Genomic DNA, 12883 nt, shown 5'->3' with positions numbered 1-12883 from the left:
ACCACGAGCAATTCCTTTAAAAACGGCGGCATTGCCCTAAAACCGGGCAGGCCGCAAAATTCAGGAAGCCAGATGATCCATTCGAAACGGCATGGCGAAATCCTCCGCCTCCTCAAGGAAGAGGGCACCGTCACCATTGCCAGCCTCGCCGACCGGCTGGGGGTTTCGCTTGAAACGGTGCGCCGGGATGTCAAGCCACTGACCGGCAATGGCTCGGTGCTCAAGATGCATGGCGCCATCGGCCTGCCGTCGATGGCCGGCGAAGCGCCCTTCGAGCGGCGCATGCGCGACAATGCCGAGGCCAAGCGGCTGATCGCCCGCATGGTCGCTGCCACCATTCGCGACGGTGAATCGGTCATGCTGGACACCGGCACCACGACCTCGTTCCTGGCCCGCGAACTGCTCGGCCACCGGCGGCTGACGGTCGTCACCAACTCGTCCGATATCGCCCGCACGCTGGCCACCGTCAACGGCAACAAGGTCTATATGGCCGGCGGCGAATTGCGCAGCGATTCCGGAGCCGCCTTCGGCGCCTCGGCGATCGATTTCGTCAGCCGCTTCTCGGTCAGCCATGCGGTGATTTCGATCGGCGCCGTCGATGCCGCCGCAGGCCTTGCCGACTACGATCTGGAAGAGGCGGAGTTCGCCCGCATGGTGCTGTCGCGCGGCCAGCGCTCGCTGGTCATCACCGACCACACCAAGTTCGGTCGCCAGGGTCTAGTCCAGGTCTGCGGCTTCGACGGTTTTTCCGAACTCGCCACCGACCAGCCGCCGCCGCGCGACATTGCCTCGGCACTTGCCGAGGCTGGAGCGCGCCTCAGCATCGCTGCCGCCTAGCCAAATACCAGCGGCTGGTGCGCCGCAATCCCGGCCATGCCGCCACCCGAGCCGCGAAGGCGATGTTGTGCATCATGCGCGCCGCGTCGCCCGGCCGCAGAAGATGTCATTGTGGGGGAAGAATTTCTTTTTCACACATCCCGCTCTTCGCAATGTCCATGCAACTTGGCAGCTGCAAACAGCGCCTCGTCGAAATGCGGGCCGGGCGAATCGCCCGCATCAGCAATGAGGCCACCATGCTGCAAACGATGCCTTGTCTTTCCTCATGGCCTGGACGCTTGCGCGCTCCGACCTGGAAGCCGACCCGGCTTGGCCGGACATTCCGCAACTTTCCGCCGGCGACGGTGTATGACGGTGTATAAGGTGTCCAGGATCAAGAACCTCAAAACCTATGACTGGCGCTTCGCATGACTGATCCACTGTCGGCGATCCTGGGCTTCGGCCTGCTCGGCGTCGCCTGCCTCGCCTTCACAGAAAAGATCCTGCCGCTGCCGCCCTCGCATGTGCTGCTGCTGTTCCTCGGCATGACGGCAGCCCCCGATCTCCCGGCGCTGGCGATCCTGCTTCTGGTAACGACGCTGTCCGCCATCACAGGCTGCCTTGTCTGGTATAGTTTGGGTCGTCGGATTGGCTTGGATCGTGCCGACAGGCTGGTCCAGCGTTTCGGCAAATATGTCTGCTTGCGCTATGCGACCTACAGCAAGCTTGGTCAGGCCTATCGCCGCCATCATGTCCGGGTCTCCTTGCTGGCGCAGTTCATCCCGACGGTTCGCAACTATCTGCCGATCGCGGCCGGCGCGCTCCGTCTTCCACTCTTGCCCTTCGCGGCGGCGACGCTGCTCGGCGCCACGCTATGGAACACCGGCTTCCTCGTCACCGGCTACCTTATGCGCGGCAGCGGCCGGGATTCCTATGCCATCGGCTTTCGCATCATCGTCATCGTCATGGCGCTGGAGACGGCGTTCATGCTCGCGCTGCGCTACGGTTCAGCCTGCCGGCGGCGCCTCGGGTTCGGCTGACCAGGAGGCGCCTCAAGCCGTATGGGTATAAGCTCCGCCTTCGGCTTTCCTTCCCCGGCGCGCCGGTGTTTAGTCCGGCCATGGCTTTCACCATCCGCCAGCTGCAGTTCTTCATTGCCGTCGCCGAGCAAGGCACGGTGTCGGGCGCCGCACAAAACCTCTCCATCTCGCAATCCTCGGTCACCGAGGCGATCAAGGAGCTGGAGAGCGATCTCGGCGTCGAATTGTTCGAGCGCCATCCGCGTGGCCTCAACATTACCCACAAAGGCCACCAGTTCCTGCGCCATGCGACCAAGATCCTGGCCGACGTCTCCGACGCGCGCCGCGCTTTTTCCGACGACCAGGTGGTGGCCGGCGGGCGGCTGCAGCTCGGCGTCACCTCGCTGGTCGCGGGCTATGTGCTGTCCGATCTGCTGGCGCGCTACCGCCGCGCCTATCCCGGCGTCGATGTCTCGGCCATCGAGGACAATGGCGACTATCTCGAACATCTGCTGATCGGCGGCAAGCTCGACATTGCCGTCATGGTCACCTCCAATTTGCGCGACCGCACCGCGCTGCAGTCGGAAATCCTCGAGGTCTCGGCCTACCGGCTGTGGGTCCCGCTCGGCCACAAGCTGGCCAGCGCCGACATTATCGGCATAGGCGACATTGCCGGCGAGCCGCTGATCATGCTGACCGTCGACGAGATCGAGGAGAACACCGGCAAGCTTCTGGCGGCGATCGGCGCCAGGCCGCATGTCGCCTTTCGCACCCGCTCGGTCGAAGCCGTTCGCAGCCTCGTCGCCACAGGTGCGGGCGTGGCGTTGCTGCCCGACCTAGTCTACCGGCCGTGGTCGCTGGAAGGCGACCGCATCGAATCGCGCGACATTTCGGGTTCCCTGCCGGTCGTCCAGGTCGGCATGGTCTGGCGCCGCGGCTCCGGTCTGCCGCAGGCGTCGCGCGACTTCATCGGCCTTGCCCAGTCGCAGCGTATGGTACGCCAGCAGCGTTGATAGGGTGCGTGGTTATCTATCGGAAAAACCGATATCGCGTTTCTGATAAATGAATTTGCGAAACCGGAATTTTCCGAGCACTTTTCATGTCAGGGACGAAAGCCGCCATCAGAGCGGCAACGTGCCATCGGATGAACTGACGCTTTTCAGCCTGCGGCTGACCGCGGCGGCGACTCGCTTCGCAGTCAGGCGCCAAAATGGGAGATTGACGATGAATTCATTCCTGAAGACGTGCACCGCCTTGACGGTCGCGCTGACCTTTTCCGGTCAGGCCGTCGCCCAGGTCAAGGAACTTGGCAAGGGCGAAGGGGAGGTCAGCATCGTTGCCTGGCCGGGGTACATCGAGCGCGGCGAAACCGACAAGGGCTATGACTGGGTGACCTCCTTCGAGAAGGAGAGCGGCTGCAAGGTCAACGTCAAGACCGCGAACACCTCCGACGAGATGGTCTCGCTGATGAATGAGGGTGGGTTCGATCTAGTCACCGCTTCGGGTGACGCATCGCTGCGCCTCGTTGCCGGCAAGCGCGTGCAGCCGATCAACACCGATCTCATCCCGAGCTGGAAGGCGGTAGACGACCGTCTGAAGGATGCGCCCTGGTTCACCGTCGACAAGGTGCATTACGGCGTTCCCTATCAGTGGGGCCCGAACATCCTGATGTACCACACCGATGTCTTCAAGGAAGCGCCCAAGAGCTGGAACGTCGTCTTCGAGGAAATGAACCTGCCGGACGGCAAGTCCAACAAGGGCCGCGTCCAGGCCTATGACGGCCCGATCCACATCGCCGACGCCGCCAACTATTTGATGTTCCACAAGCCGGAACTCGGCATCAAGGATCCCTACGAACTGAACGAGGACCAGTACAAGGCCGCACTCGAACTGCTGCGTGTTCAGCGGACGCTGGTCGGTCGCTACTGGCATGACGCCGCCATCCAGGTCGACGATTTCCAGAACGAAGGCGTCGTCGCCTCCGGCTCATGGCCCTACCAGGTCAACACGCTGGTCGCCGCCAAGAAGCCGGTCGCCTCGACCGTGCCGGAAGAAGGCGTCACCGGCTGGGCCGACACCACCATGATGGAGGCCGACGCCGCGCACCCGAACTGCGCCTATATGTGGCTCGAGCATTCGCTGTCGCCCAAGGTCCAGGGCGACGTCTCGGCCTGGTTCGGCTCGCTCCCGGTCGTGCCCGCTGCTTGCAAGGGCAACGAGCTGCTCGGCGAGGAAGGCTGCAAGACCAACGGCTACGAGAACTTCGACAAGATCAAGTTCTGGAAGACGCCGGTCTCCAAGTGCGCAACCCAGAACGACCAGTGCGTGCCTTACTACCGCTGGGTGTCCGACTATATCGGCGTCATCGGCGGGCGTTGAGCTCCCTTAACCCTCCCCCTTGTGGGGAGGGTCGACGCGCAGCGTCGGGGTGGGGGCAACGCTGACGTCCGGTGCTAGTCACCCCACCCGCGGCTTCGCCGCGACCTCCCCCATCGAGGGGGAGGTGAAGTGCCGTGCCCGCTGGCCTGATTGGTGGCGGCAAGAGCTATTTCGACGAACACAAACCGGCAACAGACGGACAGCCCATGACATCGGCCGTTTCCTTCCAGAAAGTCTCTCGCCATTTCGGCAGCGTGCGCGCCGTCGATGCGGTCGATCTCGATATCGTGCCGGGCGAGTTCTTCGCCATGCTCGGTCCGTCGGGGTCCGGCAAGACGACCTGCCTGCGCCTCATCGCCGGCTTCGAGCAGCCGACCTCGGGCTCGATCTCGATCTTCGGCGACCGCGCCGAGGGCGTGCCGCCCTATCGCCGCAACGTCAACACGGTGTTCCAGGACTACGCGCTGTTCCCGCATTTGAACGTGCTGGACAATGTCGCCTACGGGCTGATGGTCAAGGGCATCGCCAAGCCGCAGCGGCAGAAGGCGGCGGAAGAGGCATTGTCACTGGTGCGGCTTCCCGGCTATGGCGCCCGCCGTCCCGGCCAGCTCTCCGGCGGCCAGCGCCAGCGCGTGGCGCTGGCCCGTGCGCTGGTCAACCAGCCCAAGGTGCTTCTGCTCGACGAGCCGCTCGGCGCGCTCGATCTCAAACTGCGCGAGAACATGCAGGAAGAGCTGAAGTCGCTGCAGAAGGCGCTCGGCATCACCTTCGTCTTCGTCACCCACGACCAGGGCGAAGCGCTGTCGATGGCCGACCGCGTCGCCGTCTTCAATGACGGCAAGATCATGCAGATCGGCACGCCGGAAGACATCTACCAGCGGCCGAAGACCCGCTTCGTCGCCGATTTCGTCGGCTCCTCCAACGTACTGCCGCCGGACTTCGTCCAGCGCTATTCCGGCCAGCACCGCTGGGGCAGCCTGCGTCCCGAATCCATCCGCATCGGCCGCGCCGCCAAAGGCGAGGGCGTTGCCGCGCGCCTGGTCGGAACCAACTATCTCGGCGCTACGACCAAGCTGGCGCTCGACGCCGACGGGTTGAGGCTGCACGCCATCGTGCCGGCCGGGACAAAGCTGCCGGCGGAAGGCGAAGCGGTGGTGCTGACGTTCAACCGCGAGCATTTGCATTTGATGGACGAGCCGGCATGATTGAGGTTTGCGCCAAGCACCCCCCTCTGTCCTGCCGGACATCTCCCCCTCAAGCGGGGAGATTGGCTGTTCCTCCCGGTTTCGCCAATCTTCAACGTTGGGGATTTGGCGAGACAGCGAAACTGCTGATCTCCCCCCTTGAGGGGGAGATGTCCGGCAGGACAGAGGGGGGTGTGAAGGAACGCGGCTTCTCAGGGTTCCTTCAGCACGCGGTCGCCCCATGACCATCGCCGCGCTCAACTCAACCTCCGCCCCCGCCATCCTGCCCGGCAGCGGTGGCATGCGCGGCGCACTGTCGGACCTTTTCTGGCGCAAGCCGCAACTGCTGCTGTTCCTCATGCTGCTGCCGCCGGTTCTATGGCTCGGCGTTGTCTATATCGGCTCGTTGTTCGCACTTCTGGCGCAGAGCTTTTTTTCGATCGACGAGTTCTCCGGCCTCATCAACCACGAATTCACGCTGAAGACCTATGGCGACCTGTTCCAGCCCGCCAATCTCGACATCATCCTGCGCACGGTGACGATGGCGGTGCTGGTCACGCTGGCCTCGGCCGTCATCGCCTTCCCGATCGCCTATTATGCGGCGCGCTATGCCCGCGGCCGCTGGAAGGCGCTGTTCTATCTCGGCGTCATGCTGCCGCTATGGTCGAGTTACCTCGTCAAGATCTACGCCTGGAAGCTGATCCTCGCCAAGGAAGGCATTTTGACCTGGCTGCTCGCCAAATTGCATCTGCTCTGGGTGCTCGATGGCTGGCTGTCGCTGCCGGTCGTCGGCGGCAATTCCCTGTCGGTCTCCGCCACCGGCACCTTCATCGCTTTCGTCTATGTCTGGCTGCCGTTCATGATCCTGCCGGTGCAGGCGGCATTGGAGCGCGTGCCCGGCAATCTGGTCGAGGCGTCCTCCGATCTCGGCGCATCGCCGGGCCAGACCTTCCGCAACGTGCTGTTCCCGCTGGCGCTGCCCGGCATCGTCGCCGGCTCGATCTTCACCTTCTCGCTGACGCTGGGCGACTACATCATCCCACAGATCATCGGCACATCGCGGCTGTTCATCGGGCAGGCCGTCTATTCGCAGCAAGGCACAGCCGGCAACATCCCGCTCGCCGCAGCCTTCACCGTCGTGCCCATCGTCATCATGGGTTTCTATCTCTGGGGCGCCAAGCGCATGGGGGCCTTCGATGCGCTCTGACGGTTCGCAATCCGCTCCGCTCGGCCTCAAGATCGCTGCCGCCTGCGGCCTGCTGTTCCTGCATCTGCCGATCTTGTTGATCTTCGTCTACGCCTTCACCACGGAAGAGAAGAGCTTCGTCTGGCCGCCGCCGGGGCTGACCACACAATGGTTCGCCGTCACCTGGAACCGGCCGGATGTCTGGCAGGCGCTGTCGCTGTCGGTCCGCGTCGCCGCCATCTCGACCGCGATTGCCTTGATCCTGGGCACGCTGTGCGCCGCCGCCGTGTCGCGGACGAAATTCTTCGGCCGCGAGACCATCTCGCTGCTCGTCATCCTGCCGATCGCACTGCCCGGCATCATCACCGGCATCGCATTGCGCTCCGCCTTCTCACTGGCCGACATACCGTTCTCGTTCTGGACGATCGTGCTCGGCCACGCCACCTTCTGCGTTGTCGTCGTCTACAACAATGCGGTCGCCCGTTTCCGCCGCGCTTCCGGCTCAATGATCGAGGCCTCGATGGATCTCGGCGCCGACGGCTTCCAGACCTTCCGGCACGTCGTGCTGCCCAACATCGCCACCGCTCTGCTTGCCGGGGGGATGCTCGCCTTCGCGCTCTCCTTCGACGAGGTCATCGTCACCACCTTCACCGCCGGCCAGCAGCAGACCGTGCCGATCTGGATGCTGGAAGAGCTGATCCGCCCACGCCAGCGTCCGGTCACCAATGTCGTCGCCATGGTCGTGGTGCTGGTGACGCTGCTGCCCATCCTTGCCGCCTATTACCTGACCCGCGACGGCGACCAGATCGCCGGTTCGGGCAAATGAAGAACAGCGAATAGGGAGTAGCGAACAGCGAATAGGGGAGATTGCACGACCAGCCCTATTCGCTACTCGCTATTCGCTACTCGCTCCTGACCGAGGAGAACCTGCATGGACACCCAGATGCTGATCGGCTCGAGCTTCGAGAACGGCACCGAGACCGAGGAGCCGATTCTGAATCCAAAGACCGGGGCGACCATTCTCAATTTGCCTGAAGCCAGCCAGGCGCAGATCGAGGCGGCTGTTACTGCCGCCGAGCGAGCGTTCGTCTTGTGGTCACGCACAACGCCGGCGCAGCGCTCCGGCTATCTCCTCAAAATCGCCGACCGCATCGAGGCCAACGCGCGGGAGTTCGCGGCGCTCGAGGCGCTGAATTGCGGCAAGCCGATCAACGCCGTGCTCAATGACGAGATCCCGGCGATCGTCGACTGCTATCGCTTCTTTGCCGGCGCTGTGCGTTCGATGCCGGGCGTGGTCGCCGGCGAATACATTCCCGGCCACACCTCGATGGTGCGGCGCGACCCGATCGGCATCGTCGCTTCCATCGCGCCGTGGAACTATCCACTGATGATGATGGCCTGGAAGCTGGCGCCGGCCATTGCCGGCGGCAACACCGTCGTCTTCAAGCCGTCGGAGCAGACGCCGCTGACGGCGCTGAAGCTGGCCAGGATCCTGGCCGAGGTGCTGCCCGAGGGCGTCGTCAATGTCGTGCTCGGCCGCGGCGACAGCGTCGGCAACACGCTGATCAATCACGCCAAGGTCAACATGATTTCGATCACCGGCGACGTCGCCACGGGCAAGAAGGTGCTGCAGGCCGCCGCCAAGTCGGTCAAGCGCACGCATCTGGAACTCGGCGGCAAGGCGCCGGTCATCGTTTTCGACGATGCCGACCTCGGCGCCGTGGTCAACGGCCTGCGCGCTTTCGGCTACTACAATGCCGGGCAGGATTGTACAGCCGCCTGCCGCATCTATGCCGGCAAGAAGATCTACGACAAGCTCGTCGCCGATCTCTCATCTGCCGTCTCGACCATCAAATACAACCAGCCCGACGACACCGAAAACGAGATCGGGCCGCTGATCTCGCGCCGCCAGCGCGATCGAGTCTCGAGCTTCGTCGAGCGCGCTTCGGAACTGAAGCACATCGAGATCACCACCGGCGGCAAGCCGGGCGAAGGCTCCGGCTTCTATTACCAGCCGACGGTGGTTGCCGGCGCGCTGCAGGAAGACGAGATCGTGCGCCGCGAAGTGTTCGGTCCGGTCGTCTCCATCACCCGCTTCTCCGAAGTCGATGAAGCCGTGAACTGGGCCAATGACAGCGACTACGGCCTGGCATCCTCGGTGTGGACCAAGAACGTCTCGCGCGCCATGGCGACGGCCGCCCGTCTGCAATATGGCTGCACCTGGATCAACACCCATTTCATGCTGACCAACGAGATGCCGCATGGCGGGCTGAAGCAGTCTGGCTACGGCAAGGACATGTCTCTCTATGCGCTGGAGGATTATACCGCCGTTCGTCATGTGATGGTCGCGCATGGGTAGAGGCTGCCAATATCTCTAAAATGTTCGCCAACCCGTTTTCTGTACATTAAGCGAGATTTACTTTTGCGGTACGGCGGGAGTTCACGATTTACTGAATATTCAACCTGAACGAGCAGCCTCTTGCCGGGAAACCGCGCGGCGAGGGGTTTGCGCATGAACACGACCAAGATCAAGCTGGTACTCATTGGCGGCTTCTGTCTGCTGATCGCTGTGTTCGGCGGCAAGGACATGATCAAGAAGAGCGGCTGGCCCGAGGCGCCTGCTGAAATCCTCGCGGTCAATGTCGAATGCGACATGGAATCGACCGCCCACAAGATTGTCTACAAGACCGTCAGCACCGCCACGATCCCGTGCGAACTGGTGGATGCGTTCAAGACGGTTCATGCTGACAAAGAGTGGAAGGTGACCCAGAAATTCACCGGCACCTTGCGCGTCGGCACCGGCGCCGACGCCGTCGAGGCCACGATGGAGCTGAACAAGAACGGTGCCCGCGAACCGCAGGTCGGCGACAAGCTCACCGTCGTCCAGAACCCCGTCAACCCCACCCAGATCGAACGCACCGGCATGACCGGCACGCGTTTGACGATCGTCATTGGGGCTGGACTGCTCGGCGCGTTGCTTCTCTATCTTGCTTTCAAACCCCGCCGGCGGATGTCGACCTCCGCCGTGGCGGGCAACCCTGCCGGAGATGCCGGCGCGGACCAGCGCGCGCGCCAGGCCGACGCCTTGATAGCGGCGGCCCTGGCCAAGCAGGCCACATTGCCCAATCAGCCGGCACGTGTCGCGGCTGCCGGATCGGGCAGGGAAGGGCGGTTTTCCGGGCAGCGGACGAGTTTCGGCCGCCGCAACTGATGGCCGAAAACTGCTGCACCTGCCACGGCTACTCCACGATGCGGTAGATGTTCCAAAGGCTGGTGCCTGAAACGACGTAGGGCTCCATCTCCTTGCCCCATTTGGCGTGCGCGTCGATCTTGCCGATCCTGGCGAAGAATCCCTCCAGCTGGGCAAGGCTTTCGACCTGATGATGCGATTCGACCGTCGCTTCCCGAGCTCCGACCGAACCGGTCATGATCTGGAACTCGAGATCGGCAATGCCGACCTGAGAGCCGATCTCGCGTTCCCATTTCTTCAACAGGTCGAGCACGGTCTGCTTGTGCCCGAACTTGGCGTCGATCTGCCATCTGGCGCTGAACATTTTGTCTCCTCCAGTTTTGCGGCCCAAACCGCGGTTGATCTTTCCGCGGTGGAACTACTCGTCCCAGGCCTGCACGACGGTCTGTCGTGCAATCCGCCCATTCTTCAGCTCCAGCATCGCCGCGCAGAACACTTTCGTTCCGTCCGGATAGGCGCAGGCCTGGGTGAAGGCGAGATTGTCGCCATCGGCGATGGTGGTGTCGACCTTGTGGGTCATCGCCCGGCTGCAGATGTCGTCCCAGAAGGTGCTGATCGCCGCCCGGCCGCGGATCTCGCGCGGCTTGCTCGGCGGATTGTTGCGGTCGATCACCCGCACCAGTGCGTCGTCGGCATAGAAGCTAGCGAGCATCCTGCCGTCCCGTCCTTCGATCGCTTTCTTGATCGCCGCGCCGTCCACGCTCTGCGTCTTGGTCAGCATCTTCTCCTCCATGGCCCGTTGATCGGGCGGTTGAATGATCACAAGCAATGCCCGGCGCACCGCCCGGCATTTTCTTTCACTGCGACTTGGCTTTGACGGCTGCGAACACGCCGTCGGTCTGTTGTTTGAAGGTCGCGAAATCGACCTGGCTGCCGTTGAGCATCGTCGACCAGTGGCGCACGATGGCCGCCATCGCGATCGCCTCCTTGATCTCCTCATCGGTCGCGCCATTGAGCTTGGCGGCCTCGGTGTGGAAATAGATGCAGTACTGGCAGGGGATCTGCGAGGCGACGGCCAGCCCCAGCAGTTCCTTGGTCTTGCCGTCGAGCGCGGTCTTGGGGTTGAGCTGCACACCCTTGATCTCGGCCCAGGCGCCGGCAACCGCGACATCGGGCAGCGTCTTGAACATGTCCGGCACTGAGCCGAGCGTCGCCTCGATGTCCTTGTAGGCGGCGGCCGCCGAGGCATCCTCGGCTCTGGCGGGAGCGATCGTGAACAACGCGCCAACGCCTGCCGCTATCACCAGCGATTTGATCGACCTGTTTGACTTCAGCATTGCATCCTCCATCCGCAGTGCCTTTCCCGGCGACATCCGCCTGGCCTGCATGGAGAGAATTGGTACGCCTCGACCCCACCTGGCCGCTTCGCCCGAAAGCGCCATGGTCCCTATGGCCCGTCCGGGCCAGCCTGCCTGGCGGAAAATGCCGCTGCCGCCGCCCGTGACGGCAAATCGAGCTTCAGCAATATGTTGGCGACATGACGCTTGACCGTATGCTCGCTGAGCCTCAGCTCGGCGGCGATCGCGGCATTGCTCTTGCCGTCGGCGATCAGGATCACCACCTCGCTTTCGCGCGCCGTCAGTTGAGCCGGCTCGGCGGGTTTCGCCTTGGGGCGGCAGGCCGGCTCCAGGTGCTGTTCCGACGTCGCCTGGACCAGCGCCAGCGGCTCGTCCAGCTCATCCACCGTGACACGCCCGGCATCGATGAAATACAGGCCGGACCCCGCCGCCAGATCGGCCGCCAGCCGCGACGCCAGAATGTCGCCGCGCCCGGCATGGGCGGCGATCTGCATCGTCACCCGTGCCATCAGCCCCACGGGCGGCCCGCGCATTTCGACCTCGCCGACATGGGCGCCCTGGGCGCTTGCAATGCCCATATGTTGCGCCGCATCGCGCAGTGCCGCCGCGCAGCGTATGGCCCGCGCCGGCCCGTCGAAGCGCGAGATCATCAATTCGCCATGGATGCCGGCAACGCGTCCGCCATGACGGCCGACCAGCTGCCGCCAGCTCTCCTGGAAGCGCTCGCTGCGCTCGCTCCACATGCGGTCGCCAACCCGCGCCGTGTCGTAGATGCGTGTCGCCAGAAGAGCGGCAAGCACGCGCTCCGCTTCGGCCACGGCACGCTCGCCGGTCAGGAATTCCTCGATCAGGTCGGCCACCCGGTCGACATCGCCGGTCCAGATCGGGTGGTCGCGCCCGGGGACTTCGACCAGTCGCGCATTCGAGATGTTTTTCGCCAGAAAGCGGCTGGCTCCGGGGTCCACCCGCGCGTCGTTGCGGCGATGGATGAGCAGGGTCGGTGCGCCGATCGCCGAAAGCACGCCGCGCACGTCGATCCCGGCATTCATTCGGGCAAGAGCGGCCGCTGCCGTCGGACTGGCCGACAGCCGCTCGAAGCGGGCCCACCACTGGGTGAAATGCGCATCATCTACCCGGCCGGGAGCGAAGTTGGGCAGTGTGGCGCCCGTGCCCCATTCCGTGCCGGCCGTCGCGATGAAGGCCTCGAGGCGCTCCGGCGACATCACCCATTTGTGGAAATGCGCATAACCGCCATAGAGCGCCAGCGCTCGTGTCCGTTCCGGATAGGTGGCGGCAAACAACATTGCCATCGGCGCGCCTTCCGAAGCGCCGAGCAAGGCCGCACGGCCGCTGCCGGTGGCATCCATCACCGCGCGCACATCGTCCATGCGGGTTTCGAGGCTGGGCAGATGGCGTGGGTCGACGCGGTCGGACAGGCCGGTGCCGCGCTTGTCGAACAGGATCAGCCGCGAGAACGCCGAGAGCCGTTTCAACAGCCTGGCGTAGCCCTCGTCTTCCCAATGCAGGTCGAGATTGGAGATGAAGCCGGGCACGAAAACCAGGTCGAACGATCCCTGGCCGACCACCTGATAGGCGATCCGCACGTCGCCGCTGAGGGCATATCGCGTCTCGATCGGCCTCACGTTGCTATCCCGCCCGGCCAGACGATTTCTGATCGCCGACCATAGCAGACGCCCGGCGGATGCGGCAGCCAAACTTTAGAAGACAGGAATATAACCCGCAGCGAACCG

At 63.9% G+C, this 12883-nt stretch carries 13 protein-coding genes; 9 read left to right on the top strand and 4 right to left on the bottom strand.

The genetic code is table 11. From position 1 onward, the window contains the following. The first annotated feature begins 72 nt into the window (after window positions 1-72). The 9 genes from ACYG9R_RS07810 to ACYG9R_RS07770 all read left to right on the top strand — a co-directional run bounded on the left by ACYG9R_RS07810 (window position 73) and on the right by ACYG9R_RS07770 (window position 9795). Window positions 73-837: a DeoR/GlpR family DNA-binding transcription regulator gene (locus ACYG9R_RS07810; protein WP_023685103.1), complete on the top strand. Its 765-nt coding sequence runs from the start codon at window positions 73-75 to the stop codon at window positions 835-837. Between the two features lie 407 nt (window positions 838-1244). Continuing rightward, window positions 1245-1856, top strand: coding sequence for a DedA family protein (locus ACYG9R_RS07805; protein WP_023712606.1), 612 nt, complete (start codon window positions 1245-1247; stop codon window positions 1854-1856). Window positions 1857-1936: 80 nt separating this feature from the next. Beyond that, on the top strand, window positions 1937-2848 hold the full coding sequence (locus ACYG9R_RS07800) for a LysR family transcriptional regulator (RefSeq protein WP_023673412.1): 912 nt from the start codon (window positions 1937-1939) through the stop codon (window positions 2846-2848). Window positions 2849-3059: 211 nt separating this feature from the next. Then, the gene (locus ACYG9R_RS07795) at window positions 3060-4214 is read left to right on the top strand and encodes an ABC transporter substrate-binding protein (protein ID WP_023736171.1); all 1155 of its coding nucleotides are present in this window, start codon (window positions 3060-3062) and stop codon (window positions 4212-4214) included. Window positions 4215-4420: 206 nt separating this feature from the next. Beyond that, on the top strand, window positions 4421-5419 hold the full coding sequence (locus ACYG9R_RS07790; RefSeq protein WP_023732490.1) for an ABC transporter ATP-binding protein: 999 nt from the start codon (window positions 4421-4423) through the stop codon (window positions 5417-5419). Window positions 5420-5639: 220 nt separating this feature from the next. Beyond that, entirely contained in the window at window positions 5640-6605 is a 966-nt protein-coding gene (locus ACYG9R_RS07785; RefSeq protein WP_023702659.1) for an ABC transporter permease, read from the top strand. Beyond that, window positions 6595-7410 (top strand): ABC transporter permease, encoded by an 816-nt coding sequence (locus tag ACYG9R_RS07780; protein ID WP_023702660.1) that lies wholly within the window; start codon window positions 6595-6597, stop codon window positions 7408-7410. The genes ACYG9R_RS07785 and ACYG9R_RS07780 overlap by 11 nt, the downstream gene beginning before the upstream one ends. Window positions 7411-7515: 105 nt before the next feature. After that, window positions 7516-8943: a gamma-aminobutyraldehyde dehydrogenase gene (locus tag ACYG9R_RS07775; RefSeq protein WP_023702661.1), complete on the top strand. Its 1428-nt coding sequence runs from the start codon at window positions 7516-7518 to the stop codon at window positions 8941-8943. A gap of 153 nt (window positions 8944-9096) precedes the next feature. Further along, on the top strand, window positions 9097-9795 hold the full coding sequence (locus ACYG9R_RS07770) for a hypothetical protein (protein ID WP_023698927.1): 699 nt from the start codon (window positions 9097-9099) through the stop codon (window positions 9793-9795). A 28-nt stretch (window positions 9796-9823) separates the two neighbouring features. Here ACYG9R_RS07770 and ACYG9R_RS07765 read toward each other — a convergent pair whose 3' ends face one another. The 4 genes from ACYG9R_RS07765 to ACYG9R_RS07750 all read right to left on the bottom strand — a co-directional run bounded on the left by ACYG9R_RS07765 (window position 9824) and on the right by ACYG9R_RS07750 (window position 12775). Continuing rightward, complete coding sequence (locus tag ACYG9R_RS07765) at window positions 9824-10138, bottom strand: hypothetical protein (RefSeq protein ID WP_023738143.1); 315 nt, start codon at window positions 10136-10138, stop codon at window positions 9824-9826. A 54-nt stretch (window positions 10139-10192) separates the two neighbouring features. Beyond that, complete coding sequence (locus tag ACYG9R_RS07760; protein ID WP_023688799.1) at window positions 10193-10555, bottom strand: nuclear transport factor 2 family protein; 363 nt, start codon at window positions 10553-10555, stop codon at window positions 10193-10195. Between the two features lie 76 nt (window positions 10556-10631). After that, window positions 10632-11111 (bottom strand): carboxymuconolactone decarboxylase family protein, encoded by a 480-nt coding sequence (locus tag ACYG9R_RS07755; RefSeq protein WP_023688798.1) that lies wholly within the window; start codon window positions 11109-11111, stop codon window positions 10632-10634. A 110-nt stretch (window positions 11112-11221) separates the two neighbouring features. Then, window positions 11222-12775, bottom strand: a complete 1554-nt coding sequence (locus tag ACYG9R_RS07750; RefSeq protein ID WP_023823790.1) for an alpha/beta fold hydrolase — start codon at window positions 12773-12775, stop codon at window positions 11222-11224. Between the last annotated feature and the right edge of the window lie 108 nt (window positions 12776-12883).

The sequence above is a fragment of the Mesorhizobium sp. RSR565B genome (genome assembly GCF_054719465.1).
The sequence above is the reverse complement of the archived record's forward strand: the minus strand, read 5'-3'. Positions and strand labels throughout refer to the sequence as shown.